The organism is Streptomyces racemochromogenes, from assembly GCF_039535215.1.
Classification (GTDB): domain Bacteria; phylum Actinomycetota; class Actinomycetes; order Streptomycetales; family Streptomycetaceae; genus Streptomyces; species Streptomyces racemochromogenes.
In genome coordinates this window covers 6808642-6828332 of the sequence record NZ_BAAAWT010000001.1, presented here as the reverse complement: position 1 = coordinate 6828332, position 19691 = coordinate 6808642, and the positions used below count along the sequence as shown (strand labels likewise).

Below are 19691 nucleotides of genomic sequence, written 5' to 3'. Positions count from 1 at the left end.
CGGGCGCGGTGCGGGTGGCGGCCCGCTTGCTCCGTGCGGGCCACGGCGGCCCGTCCCAGGGCTACCGCGGGCACCGACGGGGCACCTGTGGGCCGTGACAGAACGAAGGAACCACCGGTACGCGGTCGCCGTAGCCCAGCAGGCCGGCCGCCGGCAGTGCACCCGTCTGGACCGCACCGCGCTCACGGGCCTCGACGAGGCGGTCGCCGCGGTGCGCGGCGCGGCGGCGTCGGACGTGGCGTACGGGTTCTTCAACGCGGACGAGTCGTTCTTCCTGATCCTGCGGGTCACACCGGCGGGGACGGGCCTGCTGCTGTCGGACGCGCGGGCCGCGCGGCGGCACACGCTCGCCGCGCAGGCCCTGGACGCCACGGGGGCCGCCCCGCCCGACGGGGACGCGGGGGCCGCGCTCCCGGCCGGGGACCTGGACATCGTCTCCGCCCTGGGGCTCGCCGCCGACGGGATGGCCGCCGTCCTCGACGGCCCGGACGCCCTGCCGGACGACCAGCTGCGGGTGATCGCGGAGCGGTGCGGGTTCGCCGCCGAGTTCGACCGCGCGAAGACCTGATCCCCCCCCCGGCTCCCCGCCCGCTCGCCCCGGCCCCCCGCCCGTCCACCGCCCGCGCCGAGGCGCTGCCCGGCGGGCTCCGGCGTACCCGGGGTCCCCGCCGCCTGCCCGGGAACCGTGGCGCCATGCCGCCGCGGTACGACGGCATGCCCCCGGCCCCGGCGGGTACGCGCCCCTCGACCCCAGCCCACCGACCACCCCGACCAGCGAGGAGGTGTCGGTCATGGCGAGCCAGGCGGACACCCAGCCGATCCGCAGCCGCATCGCAGCCGACGAACGGGTCCGGACGTGCCGTCCGGCCGTCGTCAGCCCGCCCCGCCCCCGGGGCTGCGACGATCCGCGTCCCGAGACGGTTTCCGGCCCGGAGTGGAACATCGTCCGGGGCGAGGACTAGGCCGTGGCCGCCGCCCAGCCGGCGCGCCGCGCCCCCTGCGTCGCCGGCCCCCGCGGCCGCCCGGCATCCGGGTCGCGTCGGTGCCCGCCGGGCACGTCTACGTACGCCACATCCACGCGGCCGACGGCTCGGACGGCGTGACGCTGCTGCCCGACCCCCGCCCCAACGGCGCCCCCAGCACCTCACAGCAGTGGTGGCCCCCGGTGATGCTGGACCCGGACTGGGTCCGCGTCCACCACCGGGCCTTCGACGTGTACCACCTGCACTTCGGCTTCGACGCCCAGAGCCCGGAACAGTTGACCGCCCTGGTCGGCGAGCTGCGCCTGCGCGGCAAGCCGCTCGTGCAGACCGTCCACGACCTGCGCAACCCCCACCACCTCGACCGGCGTGCCCACGACGCGGCCCTGGACGTCCTCGTGCCCGCGGCCGACTGCCTCATCACGCTCAGGCCCGGTGCCGCGGCCGAGATCGCCGCCCGCTGGGGGCGCACCGCCCACGTCCTGCCCCACCCGCACGTGGTCGACGAGCCGGAGCCGTCCGCCCCGCGCGGGCGGCGGGCCGAGTTCGTCGTGGGCGTGCACGCGAAGAGCCTGCGGCCCAACATGGCACCGCTGCCCGTCATCCGGGCCCTCGCCGGGATCACGCAGACGCTGCCCCGGGCGCGGCTGCGCGTCGACATCCACCACGACGCCCACGACCCCGCGGCCCGTGCCTACGCTCCCGACGTGATGGCGGGTCTGGGTTCGCTCGCCGCGAGCGGGCTCCTGGACCTGCGGGTGCACGACTACTTCGACGACGGCGACCTGTGGACCTACCTGCGGTCCCTGGACCTGTCCGTGCTGCCGTACACCTTCGGCACCCACTCCGGCTGGCTGGAGGCCTGCCACGACCTGGGCACGGCCGTGGCGGCACCGGACTGCGGTTTCTACGCCGAACAGCGTCCCTGCCACCTGTACCGGCACGCCCCGGACGGCCTGGACGTGCGGTCCCTGGAGGCCGCCGTGCGGCAGGCGTACGCGCACCGGCCGGCCCCGCGGGCCAACCCCGGGGCCCGGGCGGCTGAGCGGCGGGCCCTGGCCGCCGCCCACCGCGCCCTGTACGAACGCTGCCTGCCGTGAGCGGGCGCCGGCACCTGAGCATCGCCCTGATCGCCTCGGCCCGCTATCCCATCAGGGAACCCTTCGCCGGCGGCCTCGAAGCCCACACGTGGGCCCTCGCCTCGGCCCTGGGCCGGCGCGGGCACCACATCTCCCTGTTCGCCGCCCCCGGTTCCGACCCCGCGCTCGGGGTCCGCGAACTCGCCGTGCACAGGCCGCGGCTGAGCGCCGCCGCCCGCGCCGACCTGAGCATGACCGACCCGGCCGTGCTGAACGAGCACCACGCCTACCTGCGGCTGGTGCTCGACCTGGGCGGACCGCGACGGGGCGAGCGCGTACGACATCGTCCACAACAACAGCCTGCACTACCTGCCGGTCGCCATGGCCCCGGCCGTGCCGGCGCCCGTGGTGACCACCCTGCACACGCCGCCCACGCCGTGGCCGGAGGAGTCCGCGATCCAGACCGGACCCGCGGGGGCCGGAGTGTTCACCGCCGTCAGCGGCCACACGGCACGGGCCTGGCAGCCGCTGGTGAGCGCGGCCCGGGTGGTGCACAACGGGGTCGACGTGGACCGGTGGACCGCGGGTCCCGGGGGCGGCGGGCTGGTCTGGTACGGCCGGATCGTCCCCGAGAAGGGGCCCGCCCTGGCCATCGCGGCCGCTTCGGCCGCCGGGCTGCCGCTGACCCTGGCGGGGCCGGTCGTGGACCGCCTGTACTTCCGCGAGCAGGTCGTGCCCCGGCTCGGCGGCCACGTCCGCTACGCGGGGCACCTGGCCGGCGCGGAGCTGGCCGGGCTGGTCGGCTCGGCCCGCGCCACCCTCGTCACCCCCTGCTGGGACGAACCGTACGGGCTGGTCGTGGCCGAGTCGCTGGCGTACGGGACACCGGTGTGCGGCTTCGACCGGGGTGCCCTCGGCGAGATCCTCACCCCCGACTGCGGGCGGCTCGTCCCGTACCCCGACGTCGTGGCGCTGGCCGCGGCGGTGGGGGAGGCGCGCGGGCTCAGCCGCCGCGCCTGCCGGGAGCGGGCCGAGTCCTTCTGCTCGGTCGAGCACATGACGGACCGCTACGAGTCCCTGTACGAGGAGCTGCTGTCGTGATCGGCTACTACGCGCACCACCAGGGCCTGGGCCACCTGCACCGCGCCCTGTGCATCGCCGGGCAGGCCCGCAGCACCGTCACCGGCCTGTCCAGCCTGGCCCCGCCGGCCGGCTGGCCCGGGCCGTGGGTACGCCTCCCGCTGGACACCGGGGGGCCGGCGGCCGTGGACGCCCGCGCCCACGGGCGGCTGCACTGGGCTCCCCTGCACCACCCGGGCTACGCCGAGCGCATGGCGGCCGTCGCCGGTTGGCTGGGCCGGGTGCGGCCGGCGCTCCTCGTGAGCGACGTGTCCGTCGAAGTCGCCTGCCTGGCACGGCTCATGGGGATCCCGGTCGTCGTGGTCGCGATGCGGGGCGGACGGCTCGACCCGGCGCACCGGCTCGGTCACGACCTCGCGCTGCGGCTGCTGGCGCCGTGGCCCGCCTCCGTGCCGGAACCGGGCTGGCCCGCGCACTGGTACGAGAAGACCGTCTACGCCGGCGCCTTCTCGCGGGCCGACGGCCGCGTCCCCCCTCCCGCGCCCGACGACGGGACCCGCCGGGTCCTGCTGATGCTCGGCGCGGGCGGCAACGGGGTCACCGCCGACCAGGTGCGCGCGGCCCGCGACGCCACTCCGCTGTGGCAGTGGGACCTGCTGGGCGGACCCGGCGGCAGGTGGTCGGGGGACCCGTGGCCGCGGATCTGCGCCGCCGACGTGGTCGTCACGCACGGGGGGCAGAACGCGGTCGCCGAGTGCGCGGCCGCCCGCCGGCCCACCGTGGTCCTGCCGCAGGACCGGCCGTACGACGAACAGCACGCCACCGGTCGGGCCCTGCGCCACGCCGGCCTGGCCCTGGTACGGGAGCACTGGCCGGAGCCCGCCCAGTGGCCCGCCGTCCTCGACGAGGCCGCCGCCCTCGACGGCGCGGCCTGGGCGCGGTGGGCTCCGGGCGACGGCGCGCGGCGCGCGGCGCGGGCCCTCGACGCACTGGCGGGGACACCGTGGGAGGGCTGACGCCGGGGCCGGGGCCGACACGGCTGCCGGGGGGCGGCCGGGTCGCCGTGATCACCCCGGTGGCGGGGCGCCACGGTCACCTCGCGCTCCAGCAGACCGCCCTGGGGCTCGGCACCCGCGCCCCCGAACCGTACGTGGTGGTCACCATGGACGACCCCGCCGCCGGGCTGCTCGCAGGCCGGGGGAGCCCGCCGGCCGAGGTGGTGCCCGTGCCGGTGCCGTGCGCGGGCCGGCTGCCGCTGGCCGCCGCGCGCAACGCGGGCGCCCGGCGGGCGGTGGAATCCGGCGCCGGCGTCCTGGTCTTCCTCGACGTGGACTGCGTGCCCGGGCCGGGGACCGTGGCCCGCTACGCCGAGGCCGCCTGCGACGGGGCCCTGCTGTGCGGCACGGTCGCCTACCTGCCTCCCCCGCCGCCCGGCGGCTACCGGCTCGGCGATCTGGCCCGGACGGCCGCCCCGCACCCGGCCCGCCCCGCGCCGGGGCCCGGCCGGGTGGTCCCGGGGGGCGACCCGGACCTCTTCTGGTCGCTCTCCTTCGCGCTGACCGCCGCGACCTGGCGGCGGATCGGGGGCTTCTGCGAGGAGTACACCGGCTACGGGGGCGAGGACACCGACTTCGCCCGCCTCGCGCGGGCGGCCGGCGTCGACCTGTGCTGGCTCGGAGGGGCGCCCGCCTACCACCAGTACCACCCCGTCACGGACCCGCCGGTGCAGCACCTCGCGGACATCCTGCGCAACGGCGCCCTGTTCCAGCGGCGCTGGGGCCACTGGCCCATGCTCGGCTGGCTGCACGCCTTCGCCCGCATGGGCCTGGCCCGCCTCGACCCGGCGGCCGGCATGTGGCACGCGACCTGATCCGGCGGGCCCGGGCTCGGCGTCACCAGGCGGGGCCGGGCCGGCGTCAGGCAGGCGGCCCGGGGCGGCGTCAGGCAGGCGGCCCGGGGCCGGCGTCAGGGGAGGCGGCCCGGGGTCGATCGTGGTGGCCGGCCCGTCGGGGGCCGGCGGGGCCGCGGCCGGCCTCCCGGCCACCCCCGGGTTCGGCGGCGTGGACCTGCGCACGGCCGTATGCCTGCCGCTGCGCGGGACCCGCGACACCCTCGGGGTCCTGATCCTGGGCTGGGACACCCCCTACGAGATCGGCGTGGCGGAGCGGGCGGTGCTCGCCACCCTGGCCGTCTACACCGCCCAGGCCGTCGAACGCGCCCTCCACCTCGACGACCGGGTGACCGTCGCCCGCCGGCTCCAGCAGGCCATGCTCACCGACCTCCCGGCCGTCCCGGGCCTGGAACTGGCCTCCCTGTACCGGCCCGCGGCCCTCGAGGACATGGTCGGCGGCGACTGGTACGACGCCTACCCGCTGCCGGAGCTCCCCGGCACCGGCGGCACGGGGGCGCTGGCCCTGACCGTCGGCGACATCACCGGGCACGACATGGGGGCCGCCGCCATCATGGGGCAGGTCCGCAGCATGCTGCGGCAGGCCGACCAGGACCATCCTGGCGGGGGCCCGCACGAGGCCCTGGCCGCGCTCGAACGCGCCTGCGGGTGCCTGGACCTCCCCGCGGGCGGCACCGTCGTCCACGCCCACCTCCACCCGGCGGCGGCGGCCGGACACTGGCTGCTGAGGTGGAGCAACGCCGGCCACCCCGCGCCCCTCCTGGCCGGCCCGGACCGCTCCGTGCGGCTCCTGGAGGAGCACGGCGTGCTCCTGCACTCCGCGCTGCCGCCCCGGCCGCGCACCAGCCACAGCCGCCTGCTTCCCCCCGGCAGCACCCTCCTGCTCTACACCGACGGCCTCGTCGAGGAGCGCGGGCAGGACATCGACGCCCGGATCCACCGGCTCGCGCGGCACCTGGCCGGCGCCCCGCCCGGCACCCCCCTGAACGCCCTGCTCCGGTCCCTGCTGCGGACGGCCGGCGCGTCGGATGCGCGGGACGACGCCGTCCTGCTCGCGGTACGGGTCCCCGGCCCGCCCGATGGCTTACTCACCGAGGAGCGGGTAGGGGCCGTTCACGACGGTATGAGGTGAGTTGGCCATGGACTGCGATTTCCGGATCACGCTGAGGCGCTACGGGCCCACCGCGCACCTCACACCGACCGGAGAACTCGGCCTGGAGGCCGGACCGGAGTTCGACCGGCTGCGGGACGTGCTCGACGGAGTGGACGTGGTGGCCTGCGACATGGGGCACGTGACCTTCATGGACATGGCCGGCCTGAACTGCCTCCTGGGACTCGGCGGCTACGCGGAAACACAGGGCATCGCCCTGTTCGTCTACAACTGGCGCAGGCAGCCCGCCCGCCTCCTCGAACTCGTCGACGAGCTCGACCACGCGCCGGACGGACACCGTTGCGCAGGCCGCTGGGCCGCGAGCCGCGCGCTGCGCCACAGCCTGCGGGACCGCGTCACGGCCGGCCGTACCCTCGGCGCCGCCCGCACCCTCGGCACCGGCGGCGCGGCCGGCGAGGGCCGTTGTCCCGGAAGTCCGGTAAGTCCCCCGCCTCGGGCATGCCGGCCGTCATTGCGGGGACACGCCGGACATGAGAACCGACAACCCTGACCCCGATCCCCGCACCACCCCCGGTCTGGAACCGGGCGGATCGGTGCCGCCCGGCGAGACCCCGCCCGGCGAGGCCAGCACCACTTCCGGCGCCGGACCCTACCGCCCGCTGAAGCGCGGGTGGGGCAAGGGCCCACTCGTGATCATCATCGCCCTGGCGGTGCTGGTGGCACTCTTCTTCCTCGCGTACGCAATCGTGCTGGCCCTGTGACGGTCCCGCTCCCCGCCCCCGTTTACGTCGGGCGTGCGCGGCAACACGCGGTGCATGAGCACTCACTCGCGAGTACGCAGTCGGGGAAGCAGTCAGGCGGGCCGGGCCGTCGCGGTGGTGGCGGACGTGCTCGCCTTCGTCATCGGACTCTGGATCCTGCTCTACCTGTTGGAGGCGAACCAGGCCAACGGCCTGGTCGACGCGGTCCACGACGCCGCGTCCTGGCTCGCCGGCTGGTCCTACGACCTGTTCACCTTCAGCCGCGAATGGATCCAGGTGGTGGTCGGCTACGGCATCGCCGCCGTGGTCTACCTCCTGATCGGCCACGCCGCCGCCGGCTGGCTCTACCGGCGCTGACCGGAGAAAACCGCCCGCTCCTGCAAGGGGACCCAACCCTTTTCGTCCCCTTGACGATATGAGACGAACCCCCTTATCGTCGTGCTGACGAAATTAAGGGGGTTCGCCATGGCGGACATCACCCGGCGCCTCGGCTGGCGCCATCTGCGCTCCGCGCCCACCGCCCACATCCGCCACCACTCGCGCGGCCGGCTGGTCCACGACGGCCGGGGACTCAGCTTCTGGTACCGGTCGCTGTCCGCGGCGCTCTCCGAAGTGCCGGTCGACGACCGGGAACTGGCCATGGCGTTCCACGCCCGTACGGCCGACTTCCAGGACGTGACGGTGCAGGCCACCGTCACCTACCGGATCAGCGACCCGGCGGCCGCCGCGGACCGGCTCGACTTCTCCGTCGACCCGGACACCGGGAGCTGGCGCGGCGCACCCCTGGAGCAGATCGCCACCCTCCTCACCGAGACCGCGCAGCAGCACACGCTGGACGTACTGGCCCGGACCCCGCTGGCCGCCGCCCTGGTCGACGGCGTCGCGTCCGTGCGGCAGCGGGTCGCCGACGGTCTCGCCGCCGAGCCCCGGCTCCCCGCCACCGGAATCGACGTGGTGGCCGTGCGGGTCGTGGCGATCCGTCCCGAGGCGGAGGTGGAGCGCGCCCTGCGCACCCCGGCCCGCGAGCAGATCCAGCAGGAGGCGGACCGGGCCACGTACGAACGGCGGGCGGTCGCCGTCGAGCGCGAGCGGGCCATCGCGGAGAACGAGCTGGCCAGCCAGATCGAACTGGCCCGGCGCGAGGAGCAGCTGGTCGACCAGCGGGGCACCAACTCCCGCCGCGAGGCCGAGGAGAAGGCGGCGGCGGACGCCGTCCGGACCGAGGCCGAGGCGGCCCGCACGGTCCGGCTGGCCCGCGCGGAGGCCGAGGCGGCCCGCGAGACGGGCGCGGCGCGCGCCGAGGCCCAGGCCGCCTGGCTGCGGGTGCACGGCGAGGCCGGCCCGGGCACGCTGCACGCCCTGGCGGCGACCCGGCTGGCGGAGAACCTGCCGCGGATCGACAGCATCACCCTCTCCCCCGACGTCCTCACCGGGCTCCTCGCCCGGCTGGGACGCCCGGACGGCGGAGCGGGCGAGTGAGCCTGGCCCCGCGGGCGGTGCTCGTGCACCGCAGGACCGAGTACGAGGAACTGCTCGGGCGGCACGGGACGCACGGGCAGGCCGCGTTCTTCCTGTCCAGCCGGGGCCGCTCGATCGACGAGGTGGCCCGCCGCCACGACCGTGCGCGGCAGGCGCTGCGGGAGGTGGCGGCGGCGGTGCCGCTCACCTGGCGCAGCACCCGGGTGGAGCGGGCCGACCTGGACCGTTTCCTGTTCGGCCCGGAGGACGTCGTGGTCGTGGTCGGGCAGGACGGCCTGGTCGCCAACACCGCGAAGTACCTGCACGGTCAGCCGGTGGTGGGCATCGACACCGACCCGGGGCGCAACCCGGGGGTCCTCGTCCGGCACCGCAGCGCCGACGCCGCGGCCCTGCTGGGCGCCGCGACCGCGGCCGGGGGCCGGGCGGAGGAGCTGACCATGGTCGAGGCCGTCGCCGACGACACCCAGCGCCTCGTCGCCCTGAACGAGATCTACCTGGGCCCGCCCGGCCACCAGACCGCCCGCTACCGCCTGGGCCCCGACGGCGAGGAGGACCCGGGCGAGGCCCAGGCGTCCTCGGGCGTACTGGTGGGCACGGGTACGGGGGCGACGGGCTGGCTGCGTTCGCTGTGGCTGGAGCGCGGCAGCACCGCCGAGCTGCCCGCGCCGTGCGACCGGCGGCTCCTGTGGTTCGTGCGCGAGGCCTGGCCGTCGCCGGCGACGGGGACCAGCAGGGTCGCCGGAGAGCTGGGGCGGGGGCAGGGCCTGCGGCTGACCGTGGAGTCGGACCGGATCGTGGTCTTCGGCGACGGGATGGAGGCCGACGCCCTGGAACTGACGTGGGGTCAGAGCGTCCGGCTGGGCATCGCGGAAACCTCGCTGCGCCTGGTGACGTGAACACCACGGGCGCGCAGCCCGAGCGCGGGTCCTGCCCGCTGACCGGGCACCGGCCGGAGCACCGCGCGTAAATGGCTGGCAGGTGCATGACGAGTCGACGACGAACGGGGCTACCTTCTTAGAGCTCCGGAGGGGCGGCTGTCCGAACGTCCGGCCCACTGACGGGCGGTGGCGGCGCCTCCGGCTCCCCGGTTCCGCCCCAGGGGCCGGACCCCCACACCCGAAGGAGCACGCCATGTTCCTGCGCACCTGCCTGAAAGTCGGCACCTCCGCGGCCGCGCTCGTCCTCGCCGCGGCGAGCGCCGCGACCGCGGCCCCCACGCCCGCGGCCGCGCCCGGCTCCCCCGCTGCGGCAACCGTGACGCTCCGTTACGACGACAGCCGGGCCGGCGGCTGGGAAGCCGCCGTCGCGGCCGGGGTGGCCTCCTGGAACGCCAACGTCAGCAACGTGCGGCTGGTCAAGGCCGCACCGGGCGTCCGGGCCGAGATCGTCATCGTGGCCACCACCGGCTGGCCGCAGGCCACCCTCGGACCGGTCCGTCCGGGGCGGCAGGTGCGGGTGGAACTCGGCGCGGAGGCCGTGAGCCAGGGGTACGACAAGACCCGCATCACGGCGCACGAGCTGGGCCACAGCCTGGGCCTCCCGGACACCAAGCCGGGACCGTGCACGCAGCTGATGTCCGGGTCCAGCGCCGGGACGGCCTGCACCAACGCCGTGCCGAACGCCACGGAGCGCTCGCGCGTGCAGTCCGCGTACGCGAACGGGCTCGCGGCGCCCGTACCCGCAGACGGCCGGGTCCTCGTCGACGCGCCCTGACGTACGACGAGCCGTCAGGAACGCAGCCAGACAGGGCTGGTCAGGGCGGCGGGGTGGCCGGGGAGGGGTGACACCTGGGGCGGATGGCGGACCTCCGCGCGGACGTGGGCGGTGCGGGCGGGTGTCGTGTGCCATGCGAGGGACGTCGCGGCGGAGACGGTGAGGACCAGGCCCTGGTCCGTCACCAGCCTCAGGTCACAGCCCTCCGCCCCGGTCACCGACAGGCGGACGAGGACCTCCTCGGCCGGACCGGCGGCCGTCAGCGCCTCCCCGATGCCCGCGTGGGCCCCGCGCGGGGTGACGGCCGTGAACTCCACGGAGACAGCCGAGGATTCGGCGGCGCAGGCACGTCCGGAGCGCAGTCCCGCGACTATCGCCCCGCGGGACAGGTCGTCGGCGAGGACGACGGTCTGGGGTCCGCCGAGGCGGTCCGGGTCGCGGTGGTAGTCGCTGTGGGCCAGGGCCGGCAGCCGGCGGCCGGCGTCGCCGGTGCAGAGGAGGCCGTCCCAGGAGGCCGGGGACACCTCGTCGTCGGGGGTCCAGACCCCGTTCCACACCTCCACCGCGTCGGCCTCCGCGAGCCCGGACTTCCACGCGCAGCCGATGCAGCTGGCGTGCGGGTGGGCGGGGACGACCAGCCCGCCCGCCCTCCTCGTGGCGGCGGCGCCGGGCCCGCGCCGGGGCACCGCTCGTCCGACGGGGTGAATCGCGGCCGTCCGGTGTGCCCGGCGCGGCCCGCCGTGCGTGCCCGGTCGCGGCGGCGGCAACAGGCTGTGGCCTGTCCAGTGGGAGCCGCCGGCCGGCTGCACGGCGGCGGTGAACAGACGAAGGGTCTCCATGTCCACGTCCCCGTCCACGTCCTCCACCCCCACCTCCACCTCCGCCGACGCGTGCACCGAGGTGTCCGCCGACGCGGCCGCGCGCGCGGCCGCGTCCCCCTCCGCCCGCGGCCCGCGGAGGGTCCCGCGCCGCAGGGCGGCCGCGGCCGTCGCCGCCGGTCTGGCGCTCGTCCTGGCCCTGCCCGCCCCCGCGCTCGGCGCACCGGGCGACCTCGATCCGGCCTTCGACGGCGACGGCAGGGTCGCCACCGACTTCGGCGGCGGCGGCTACGACGAGAGCCGCGGCATGGTGATCCAGCCGGACGGCAAGATCGTCACCGTCGGCCTGACCGTCCCCGCGGCGGGCGGCTACTCCGACTTCGCCCTGGCCCGCTACAACACCGACGGCAGCCTCGACCCGACCTTCAACGGCGACGGGGACGACGACGGCCGGATCACGGCCGACCTGCGCGGCGGCGACGACACGGCCGACGCGGTGGCGGTGCAGCCGGACGGCAAGCTCGTCGTGGCGGGCTACAGCGCGGAACCCGACGGCGGCGGGGGGTTCACCGTCGCCCGCTTCCACGCGAACGGCAGCCTCGACACCACCTTCGACGGCAGCGGTTTCACCGTCACGGACTTCGGCACCGCCGGCCCCCAGGAGGCCCACGCTGTCGTGATCCAGCCCGGCGGCGCCATCGTGGCGGCGGGCGGGAGCGGCACCGAGGTCGCCCTGGCCCGCTACAACGCCGCCGACGGCAGCCTGGACACCGCCTTCGGCGACGGCGGGACGGTGACCACGGGCTTCGCCGGGGGCTCCGCGACCGCGTTCGACGTGACCCTCCAGTCCGACAACAAGATCGTCATCGCGGGGCGCGCCGGGTACAACTACCCCTCCAACGAGTCCGACTTCGCGCTCGCCCGCTACCAGACGAACGGCAGCCTCGACACCGCCTTCGGCGACGGCGGCCGGGTCACCACCCCCTTCGCCGGTGCCGACGTGGCCAACGGGGTCAAGGTCCAGCCCGACGGGAAGATCGTCACGGCGGGCAACAGCGGCTTCGACTTCGCCCTCGCCCGCTACAACCCGGCCGACGGCAGCCTCGACGGCACCTTCGACACCGACGGCAAGGTCACCACCGACTTCGGCACCAACACCCTGGACGGAGCCGCCGACCTGGCCCTCCAGCCCGACGGCAAGATCGTCGCCGCGGGCATCAGCCTGGCCGACTTCGGCGTGGCCCGCTACAACGCCGACGGATCCCTGGACGGCGGCTTCGGCGCCGGCGGCAAGGTCCACACCGACGTGTCCTCCGGCTACTTCGACACCGCCAACGCGGTCGCCCTCCAGTCCGACGGGAAGATCGTCGTATCCGGCAACACCGGCGACGACCGGGGCCTCGTCCGCTACCAGGTCACCACCCCGCCGCCCCCGCCCGGCGTGGACCTGGCCGTCACCAAGACCGGGCCGGGCTCCGTCAGCATCGGCGACCAGGCCACGTACACCGTGACGGTGACCAATACGAGCACCACCACCACGGCCACCGGGGTCACCCTGGCCGACACCCTCACCGGCCCCGGCACCCTGCTGTCCGCCACCCCGGCCCAGGGCACCTGCACCCTCTCCGCCACCACCGCCAACTGCACCCTCGCCGCCCTCGCCCCCGGTGCGCGGACCACGGTCAGGTTCGTCGCCGAACCCCGCGCGACCAGCGTCCTCTCGGACCGGGCCACCGCCTCCGCCGCCCAGACGGACCCGGCGACCGCCAACAACACCGCGACGGCCACCACCAGCGTCAACAACGCCCGGGGCTGCACGATCATCGGCACCAGTGGCCCCGACACCCTCACGGGAGGCTTCGGCAACGACATCATCTGTGCCCTGAGCGGCAACGACACCGTCCGGGCGGGCTACGGCAACGACACGGTCCACGCCGGCCCCGGCAACGACAACGTCGACGGCGGCTTCGGCAACGACATCCTCCTCGGCGGGCCCGGCAACGACACCCTGACCGGCTACTACGGGGACGACCGCCTCGACACCGTCGACGGCGTCTTCGGCAACGACAGCGCCAACGGCGGCTTCAACACCGACACCTGCACCACCGACCCGGGCGACACCCGCGTCAGCTGCCCCTGAGCACCGTCCCGCGGCTCCGGCCCCGGGATGTGGGGCAGGTCCCCGGCGTTTGCCGCCGGGGACCTGCCGTGAGGGTGTCGTGGGGGTCCTCGTGAGGCTGCCCCGGCGTCACTTGGAGTCAGCGCTGGGAACGGCGAGCGGGTCCCGGGGCGCGTCGTCCTTCGCGGCCTGGAGCCGCTCGCCGAGCTCGGTGAGCCGGTTGCGTCCCATGGCCTTGCGGACGTCGGGGAACCACTCCTGCTCCTCTTCCTCGACGTGGTGGCGGACCTGCTCCATCAGCACCGACATCTTCGCCTTGAACCGTTCGTCGCCCGGATCCATGTCCTTGATCTCCGACAGCATCCACACCACCGCGTGGTGCTCCTCGATGCTCTCCAGGATGTGGTCGGTGGTGTCGGGGGCGGCCTCGCGGGCGGCCGGGTAGAAGAGCCGTTCCTCGATCCAGGCGTGGACCGTGAGCTCCTCGATCACCTCGTCGGCGATCCGGCGCCGCTCGGCGGTGTCTTCGTCGTCGGTCTTCTCGAAGCGCTTGAACAGCTTCTCGACCGTCTTGTGGTCCTCGCGCAGCAGCACGATCGCGTCCATGACCAGGCCTCCTTCAGCGGAACGAGTGGTGGCTGTGCACCCTCGCACGGGGCTCCCGGAGCCGGACCCGCACACGCCGCCCCCCGGGGGGACCGTCACTCACCTGGATGCCGAGGCGGAGGGTGGCGACGGCGGGGCACGGCACGGTTCTCACCGGTGCCCTGCGCCCCGGACACGCGCCGTGCTAGCTTCAACCGCCCGCACGCCACTGGAGGCAGCGTTGACGCGACCCCGACCCGCAGTCCTCTTCGACCTGGGCAACGTCCTGTTCTGCGATCCGTGGGAGACCCTCCTGCTGACCCCCGGCGCGGGACTGGCCGACCGCATGGGCCTGGACCACGCGCTCGTGGCCGCCGCCGCGCGTCGGCTGTGGGACCGCTACAGCCTCGTCGAGGCCGACGAGCACGCGTACTGGGGTGAACTGGGCCGGGCCCTGGACGTGGTCATCGACCCGGCGCGGGTGGCGCAGGCGGAGGCGGAACTGCTGCGCCCCGGGCCGCACGCCCGACCGATGCTGGCCTCGGCGGCGGCGGGCAGCCGCGCGGTGGGCATCGTCTCGAACAACACCTCCTTCTGGTACGCCAAGCAGGCCCGCGTACTCGGCCTGGACCGCTACGTCGACCCCTCGCTCGTCTTCCTCTCCTGCCGTCTCGGCGTGTCGAAGGGCACCGCGGGGCGAGGACTGCTGGAACTGGCCGCCGAACGGGCCGATCCCGCCCGGAGCCTGGTCGTCGAGGACCGCAGGACCCACGTGGAGCGCGCGGCGGCCGTCGGGTTCGAGGCCGTACGGTTCTGCCTGCGGACGTCCCGGGGCGTCCCCGCGCCGGAACTGCTGGAGAGGATCTCCGCATGACCGTGCCACCGCCGGCCGGACCCGGCCCACGGAGCGGAGCCGCACCGGACCCCGACCGGCCGGGTCCGTTACCCGCGGCGGTGCCGGAGGCCGCGGCGCCCACCGCCTCTACGCTCGCGCTGACCGCCCTGCTGGCGGAGTACAACTCCCTGCGCCAGGAGAGCCTCCAGGCGATAACCAACCGGATCCAGATCATGAACTTCGCCTTCACCACCCTCTCGGTCGTGATCGCGGCGATGCTCACCACGAAGGTTTCCGGTGCGGTCCTGATCCCCGCCTGCCTGGTCTTCGTACCGGGAGCGGCCAAGGCGAGCCTGCTGATCTGGCTCGGTGAGTACCACCGGTCACAACGGGCCGGCAGGGGCGCGGCGCTCGTTGAGTCCCGCATCAACGGCCTGCTGGGGCAGCGGGACCTCGTGGGCTGGGAGTCCCGCCTGCTGTCGACGAGCACGCACATGGGATACCCGTACGTGTCCACCGCGCTGTTCATCCTCAGTACGGGCGTGCTCGCCGAGTTCCTCGGCGCCTTCCTCCTCATGGACCGTTACACCAGGGGCGGTTCACCCTGGGACAACGTCGCCGTGATGCTCGGAGTCCTGCTCTACGCGGCGCTGTGCGAGGTGCTGTTCCTGCGTTTCTACCTCCGCCGCTGGCGCGTCATCCGCACGGCGGGCCCGCCCCCGGCCTGACGCCTGGGGGTGACCGCCAGACCGTTCGACGAGCCTGGTGTCCTCGGCCGATTCTCGCCGCCCGTTGTCGCCGCGGCGTGGCGGGCGTGTGGCAGCTGCCGCGACGCCCGTCCGCCCCACGGCGATGGCCCCGGCCGCGGGCCGCGGCCGGGCCCGGAGTGCTCCCCCGGCCGCGCCTGCGGATCCGGGTCCCGGCTCAGGCGTGCTCGTCCGACGCCTGCCGGGCGGGCTGCACCGACCAGCTCGGCGGCTCGTCGCCGCCCTCGGCCTCGTCGCGCTCCGCGTCGGCGAACGTCGCATGGACCTTGCCGGGGGCGTGGTGGACCGGCGCGTACACGGCGTAGAGCTGCAGGGGCTCGTCACCGATGTTGGTGATGTTGTGCCAGGTGCCGGCGGGGACGAAGACCGCCCAGCCGTCCTCGACCTCACGGTCGAAGTCGAGCCGGTCCTTCGCGCTGCCCATCTGGACGCGGCCGCGTCCCGCGTCGAGCCGCAGGAACTGGTCGGTCTCCGGATGCGCCTCCAGGCCGATGTCCTCACCCACCGGGATCGACATGAGTGTCAGCTGGAGGTACTTCCCGGACCAGGCGACCGAGCGGTAGTCGGTGTTCTCCACCGTCGCCTTCTCCAGGTCGAAGCTCTGGGGTTCCGGCCCGATGTCCTTGATGGTCATGCTTCTCTCCCGGTCGACGAAGGGGGTACAGGCTCGGTCGCAGACGTTGCGCCGGACCAACCCTTTCAGATCCACCGGGGTGTTGTGGCCGGACGACCGCCGCCTCGGCCCTACGCGTATCTCACGCCGAGAGGCTCCGCCCTCACTCGATCAGTTCACCCGTAGTCCTTTGGACCTGCTCCGTCCGGGTGGTTCTTCAGGGGATCCCGGTGAATTCCCGTGACGCAGTGCCGGACGCCCGGCGGCGCGGACGGCCCCGCTGCCACAGTCCTCCCGAACAGCGCGCGGAGTCGCAGGTCAGGTGCGGCCGCAGGGCTGTAAGGAGAGGGATGTACAGAGCAAGAGAGCGGGACGCATGCTGAGCCATCACCTTCGAAGGCGTGCCTTCACCATCGTCGGCACCATGCTCCTCGTGCTGCAGTCGTTCCTGGTCCTCGGCCCTGCGGCCGCCCCGGCGTGGGCGGGCGACGACCAGAGGATCGGCACCGGCAACAACGAGCCGCACAACGCCACCGCCAACCCGCGAAGGCCCGGACAGGTCGCCGTCATGTCGGGGTGCACCGTCCACATCGACCTCAACTACGGCCGGGACGGCTTCCCGATCACACGGACCTCGACCGTCACCCCCTGCAACGGCGACCCGGTCCTCACCTTCGACGCCGACGGCCGCCTCTTCGTCACGCACCTGTCGCGCGGCGGACTGAACACCAACCCGACCCCCACCCGGCTCGGGGTCGGCGTCGGCCGGATCAACGACACCACGACCGCCGGGACCCAGACCTACACACCGGTCCAGGTGAGCGCGAACGGCAACATCGACCACGACAAACCGTGGCTGGTGGCCGACGCCAACCCCACCAGCCCGTACGTGGGCAACCTCTACATCGTCTGGACGGAACTCCCCGCCGCCGGCGGTTCGCGGATCCTGTTCTCACGGTCCACGAACGGCGGCACGACCTGGTCCGCGCCGGCCTCCGTCTCCCAGGCGGGCGAGGGATTCGTCTGGCCCTCGCACGCGGCCGTGGCCCAGAACGGCGACCTGTACGTCGCCTACCACACCGCCACCTGCGCGGGCGACGGGACGGCGGGCACCATCCAGCTGGTCCGCGACGGCTCCGGCGGTGCCGACCTCGCCGCCGGCACCCCCCGCCAGCGCACCGTGCCCTTCGGGGCGGGCCAGGCCAGCGTCACCTGCAACCGGCAGAACGACGCGACCACCGAGATCCCCGGAACCGACTTCTGGCTGCAGGGCAGCGTGCAGCCGTACATCCTGCCCGACCCGGCCCGGGCCGGGAACGTCTACGTCGTCGCCAACGACGACCCGAACGACAACTACGGGGACGGCGACGACGCCGACGTCGTCATCGCCCGCTCCACGGACAACGGCCTGAACTTCACCCGCGGCCGCGTCGACCACGGGCCGGGCCAGACCTTCGCCGTCATGCCCAACGCCCACATCGACCAGGACGGCAACGCCGTCGTCACCTGGTACGACAACCGCAGCGGCCGGCGCAACGGCGGCACCGGACCGAACGGCGCCGACAACTTCCTGCTGGAGCTGTACGGCACCACCAGCCGGGACGGCGGCCAGACCTGGGCGCAGGACTTCCGCATCAGCGACGCCCCCTTCGACCCCGACCGCAACGCCCCGTGCCGCTTCGGAAACGTCACCGGCTGCGGCACCGTCGTCGCCGGCGAGACCCGCCAGACCCTCCGGATCGGCGAGTACAACGGTGTGTGGACGGTGGACGGGATCGCCTACGCGTCCTGGACCGGCAACACCACCCCGCCGACGCCCACCAGCCCCTCCGCGGGCAACCAGGACACCTACTTCGACGTCTTCTCCACGCTCGGAGCCTTCCCCGACACCCACGAGCCCAACGAGTCGATCGACCACGCGGTGGCCGCCGACCTCGGCTCGAACGAGCAGTTCAACCGGCGCGGACTCACCCTGCACACCGCGACCGACGTGGACTTCTTCCGGATCACGCCCCGCCACGCCGGCCACCTCACCACCGAGATCCGCTTCAACGAGGTGATCGCCCCGCTCGCGGTGCGCGCGTACGACAAGTTCGGCAACCGCGTCGCCACCGGTACCGTCACCACCCGCGCCGGCACCTCCACCGGCCGGCTCGCGATCCCGGTCGTCCAGGACGAGCAGTACTACGTGGTGGTCGGCGCCGCCGGCGTGACCGACCCGACGCGGCCCGGAGACGCCTCACCGACCGACCCGCCGCAGGGCACGTACGACCTCGTCGTCGTCAACCGGGCGGCCCCCGAGCCGTTCGCCCTGGACCTCAAGCAGCAGTCCGACTCGGGCCGCTCCGACAGCGACGACATCACCAAGACCGTCGGTCCGGACCTCTTCCTGCGCGTGAACGACGCCGAGCTGCGCGCGGCCGGCATCACGCTGTCGCCGGAGAACGCCACGCCCGCCCTCACCGACGACGCCCCCGGCTACAAGGTGGCCGTGGAGCGCGACGGGGAGCGCGTCGGCTTCGCCACGCCGGTCGACCCGGTGAACAAGCCGGGGCTGTACCAGATCCACCTGGACCCGGTCCTGCGGGAGGGCGAGAACCAGATCACCGCCGAGGTGATCGTCGTCGACCCGTCCGACGACCCCCGGGCCGCCGGCACCGCCCACGTCACCGGCTCGGGCGCGGAGAGCGCGCACGCACTGGTGATCACCCTGGACACGACCGCGCCGGCCCGGCCGCCCGCCGCGCCCGACCTGCTGGCCTCCAGCGACAGCGCGGGCAGCGACGTCGACAACGTCACCACCCTCATCAAGCCCGCCTTCCAGGGCTGGTCGGTCGAGCCGAACGCGCTGGTGCGGCTTCGGACCACCCCGGCCGACGGCGGCACGGCCGTGGTCGGCAAGGACACCGTCACTCCGGCCGGTGAGTACGAGGTCGTCAGCTCGGCGCTGCGCGACGGCCGGTACGACGTCGACGTCGTCCTGGAGGACCTCGCCGGCAACGTGAGCCCGGCCTCCCCCTCCCTCCCGGTGACCATCGCGCACCACTCGCTCAGCCTCGCCGGTGCCACGGCGGACGTACTGGTCGACCTCGCTCAGGGCCAGGTCACGGGCTACCCGGGCGTCCCGGGCGGTTTCGTCGGCATCCAGGGGATCCCCCTGGTCAACCTGGACGCGAACGGACACGGCGCGGCCGTCACGGGCGGGACGGGCGACGACCGGCTCTCCTTCACCCCGCTCGGTGTCAGCAGCGGCCGGCTGACGCGCGGGGACTCCGCGCACGTGGTGAGCTTCTACAACGTCACCGGTGACGTGGGAATCAGCACCGACGGCGGAGACGACGAAGTCACCATCGTGGGCACCACCCGGGGCGACCGGATCCGCGGTGTGGTGGACACGTTCACCACGCTCCACGTCGAATCCCTGCCGCTGGTCCGCAAGCCGGAGCCGCTCGTGCCTCTGCTCGGCCTGCGGATCACCACGGCACAGACCGAGCGGATCGGGGTCCTGGCCCGCGGCGGCAAGGACACCGTCGACTTCCTCGTCAGGGACTCCGTCAGCGCCAACCTCTCGGTCGACGGCGGGGACCCGTCCCACGTACGGCCGGAGAAGGGTGACGAGCTGATCGTCCGCGCCGGCTCGCCCGAGGGCCTGCTGAAGCAGGAATCCGACGGCACGTCGGGCTCGGGCTCGGTCCTCGTCGCCTACCCGCACACGACCCAGGCCAAGACCCGTATCGACTTCACCGACACGGAGGCCGTCACGCTGAAGGAGGGCGGGCACAAGGACCGGGGCTAGGACGTGTCCCGACGGCGCCGGGGTCGCACCGGCCCTGGCGCCGACG

The 19691-nt window shown here is 74.6% G+C and carries 20 protein-coding genes; 17 read left to right on the top strand and 3 right to left on the bottom strand.

Features of this window, described 5'->3' with window-relative positions; all coding sequences use genetic code 11:
• Positions 1–94 precede the first annotated feature (94 nt).
• From ABD973_RS31580 to ABD973_RS31520, 13 genes are all read left to right on the top strand, one after another.
• The gene (locus ABD973_RS31580; RefSeq protein ID WP_345503589.1) at positions 95–568 is read left to right on the top strand and encodes a tRNA adenosine deaminase-associated protein; all 474 of its coding nucleotides are present in this window, start codon (positions 95–97) and stop codon (positions 566–568) included.
• Positions 569–791: 223 nt separating this feature from the next.
• The gene (locus tag ABD973_RS31575) at positions 792–962 is read left to right on the top strand and encodes a hypothetical protein (protein WP_164720821.1); all 171 of its coding nucleotides are present in this window, start codon (positions 792–794) and stop codon (positions 960–962) included.
• A gap of 80 nt (positions 963–1042) precedes the next feature.
• A complete protein-coding gene (locus tag ABD973_RS31570; protein WP_345503586.1) occupies positions 1043–2080 on the top strand; it encodes a glycosyltransferase family protein in 1038 nt (345 codons plus the stop codon).
• A gap of 372 nt (positions 2081–2452) precedes the next feature.
• Positions 2453–3160, top strand: coding sequence for a glycosyltransferase (locus tag ABD973_RS31565; protein WP_345503584.1), 708 nt, complete (start codon positions 2453–2455; stop codon positions 3158–3160).
• Complete coding sequence (locus ABD973_RS31560; RefSeq protein WP_345503582.1) at positions 3157–4155, top strand: glycosyltransferase; 999 nt, start codon at positions 3157–3159, stop codon at positions 4153–4155. The genes ABD973_RS31565 and ABD973_RS31560 overlap by 4 nt, the downstream gene beginning before the upstream one ends.
• A gap of 47 nt (positions 4156–4202) precedes the next feature.
• The gene (locus ABD973_RS31555) at positions 4203–5009 is read left to right on the top strand and encodes a glycosyltransferase family 2 protein (RefSeq protein WP_345503580.1); all 807 of its coding nucleotides are present in this window, start codon (positions 4203–4205) and stop codon (positions 5007–5009) included.
• Between the two features lie 121 nt (positions 5010–5130).
• Complete coding sequence (locus ABD973_RS31550) at positions 5131–6180, top strand: SpoIIE family protein phosphatase (protein WP_345503578.1); 1050 nt, start codon at positions 5131–5133, stop codon at positions 6178–6180.
• 7 nt (positions 6181–6187) lie between these two features.
• Positions 6188–6709: an STAS domain-containing protein gene (locus ABD973_RS31545; RefSeq protein WP_345503576.1), complete on the top strand. Its 522-nt coding sequence runs from the start codon at positions 6188–6190 to the stop codon at positions 6707–6709.
• A complete protein-coding gene (locus tag ABD973_RS31540) occupies positions 6690–6920 on the top strand; it encodes a DUF6480 family protein (RefSeq protein WP_125819970.1) in 231 nt (76 codons plus the stop codon). The genes ABD973_RS31545 and ABD973_RS31540 overlap by 20 nt, the downstream gene beginning before the upstream one ends.
• A 54-nt stretch (positions 6921–6974) precedes the next feature.
• Positions 6975–7277, top strand: a complete 303-nt coding sequence (locus tag ABD973_RS31535) for a hypothetical protein (protein WP_125602733.1) — start codon at positions 6975–6977, stop codon at positions 7275–7277.
• 108 nt (positions 7278–7385) lie between these two features.
• Entirely contained in the window at positions 7386–8399 is a 1014-nt protein-coding gene (locus ABD973_RS31530) for an SPFH domain-containing protein (protein ID WP_125819971.1), read from the top strand.
• Positions 8396–9295 (top strand): hypothetical protein, encoded by a 900-nt coding sequence (locus ABD973_RS31525; protein ID WP_125819972.1) that lies wholly within the window; start codon positions 8396–8398, stop codon positions 9293–9295. Before ABD973_RS31530 ends, ABD973_RS31525 begins: the two co-directional genes overlap by 4 nt.
• Positions 9296–9530: 235 nt before the next feature.
• Positions 9531–10112, top strand: coding sequence for a snapalysin family zinc-dependent metalloprotease (locus ABD973_RS31520; RefSeq protein WP_345503572.1), 582 nt, complete (start codon positions 9531–9533; stop codon positions 10110–10112).
• A gap of 14 nt (positions 10113–10126) precedes the next feature.
• Here ABD973_RS31520 and ABD973_RS31515 read toward each other — a convergent pair whose 3' ends face one another.
• Positions 10127–10951 (bottom strand): CehA/McbA family metallohydrolase, encoded by an 825-nt coding sequence (locus ABD973_RS31515; protein WP_345503570.1) that lies wholly within the window; start codon positions 10949–10951, stop codon positions 10127–10129.
• On the opposite strand from ABD973_RS31515, the gene ABD973_RS31510 reads away from it, so the two are divergent.
• A complete protein-coding gene (locus ABD973_RS31510; protein ID WP_345503569.1) occupies positions 10950–13070 on the top strand; it encodes a calcium-binding protein in 2121 nt (706 codons plus the stop codon). The two genes, ABD973_RS31515 and ABD973_RS31510, sit on opposite strands and share 2 nt — an antisense overlap.
• 108 nt (positions 13071–13178) lie before the next feature.
• Here the strand turns inward: ABD973_RS31510 and ABD973_RS31505 are convergent, their stop codons facing one another.
• A complete protein-coding gene (locus ABD973_RS31505; RefSeq protein WP_125602740.1) occupies positions 13179–13655 on the bottom strand; it encodes a hemerythrin domain-containing protein in 477 nt (158 codons plus the stop codon).
• Between the two features lie 220 nt (positions 13656–13875).
• On the opposite strand from ABD973_RS31505, the gene ABD973_RS31500 reads away from it, so the two are divergent.
• Both ABD973_RS31500 and ABD973_RS31495 read left to right on the top strand, forming a co-directional pair.
• Positions 13876–14508, top strand: a complete 633-nt coding sequence (locus ABD973_RS31500) for an HAD family hydrolase (RefSeq protein WP_345503567.1) — start codon at positions 13876–13878, stop codon at positions 14506–14508.
• Entirely contained in the window at positions 14505–15197 is a 693-nt protein-coding gene (locus ABD973_RS31495; protein WP_345503565.1) for a hypothetical protein, read from the top strand. Before ABD973_RS31500 ends, ABD973_RS31495 begins: the two co-directional genes overlap by 4 nt.
• A 196-nt stretch (positions 15198–15393) precedes the next feature.
• Here the strand turns inward: ABD973_RS31495 and ABD973_RS31490 are convergent, their stop codons facing one another.
• Positions 15394–15870 carry a cupin domain-containing protein gene (locus tag ABD973_RS31490; protein ID WP_345503563.1) on the bottom strand — a complete coding sequence of 159 codons (477 nt, stop codon included), beginning with the start codon at positions 15868–15870 and terminating at the stop codon, positions 15394–15396.
• Between the two features lie 355 nt (positions 15871–16225).
• Here ABD973_RS31490 and ABD973_RS31485 point away from each other — a divergent pair, with 355 nt between their 5' ends.
• On the top strand, positions 16226–19645 hold the full coding sequence (locus tag ABD973_RS31485) for an Ig-like domain-containing protein (RefSeq protein ID WP_345503562.1): 3420 nt from the start codon (positions 16226–16228) through the stop codon (positions 19643–19645).
• Positions 19646–19691 lie beyond the last annotated feature (46 nt).

Bases quoted from the DNA above. Each gene is read 5' to 3' on its own strand.
- ABD973_RS31485 (WP_345503562.1), top strand. From the start codon at position 16,226: ATGCTGAGCCATCACCTTCGAAGGCGTGCCTTCACCATCGTCGGCACC.
- ABD973_RS31530 (WP_125819971.1), top strand. From the start codon at position 7,386: ATGGCGGACATCACCCGGCGCCTCGGCTGGCGCCATCTGCGCTCCGCG.
- ABD973_RS31540 (WP_125819970.1), top strand. From the start codon at position 6,690: ATGAGAACCGACAACCCTGACCCCGATCCCCGCACCACCCCCGGTCTG.
- ABD973_RS31505 (WP_125602740.1), bottom strand. From the start codon at position 13,655: ATGGACGCGATCGTGCTGCTGCGCGAGGACCACAAGACGGTCGAGAAG.
- ABD973_RS31520 (WP_345503572.1), top strand. From the start codon at position 9,531: ATGTTCCTGCGCACCTGCCTGAAAGTCGGCACCTCCGCGGCCGCGCTC.
- ABD973_RS31515 (WP_345503570.1), bottom strand. From the start codon at position 10,951: ATGGAGACCCTTCGTCTGTTCACCGCCGCCGTGCAGCCGGCCGGCGGC.
- ABD973_RS31575 (WP_164720821.1), top strand. From the start codon at position 792: ATGGCGAGCCAGGCGGACACCCAGCCGATCCGCAGCCGCATCGCAGCC.
- ABD973_RS31545 (WP_345503576.1), top strand. From the start codon at position 6,188: ATGGACTGCGATTTCCGGATCACGCTGAGGCGCTACGGGCCCACCGCG.
- ABD973_RS31495 (WP_345503565.1), top strand. From the start codon at position 14,505: ATGACCGTGCCACCGCCGGCCGGACCCGGCCCACGGAGCGGAGCCGCA.
- ABD973_RS31510 (WP_345503569.1), top strand. From the start codon at position 10,950: ATGTCCACGTCCCCGTCCACGTCCTCCACCCCCACCTCCACCTCCGCC.
- ABD973_RS31490 (WP_345503563.1), bottom strand. From the start codon at position 15,870: ATGACCATCAAGGACATCGGGCCGGAACCCCAGAGCTTCGACCTGGAG.
- ABD973_RS31535 (WP_125602733.1), top strand. From the start codon at position 6,975: ATGAGCACTCACTCGCGAGTACGCAGTCGGGGAAGCAGTCAGGCGGGC.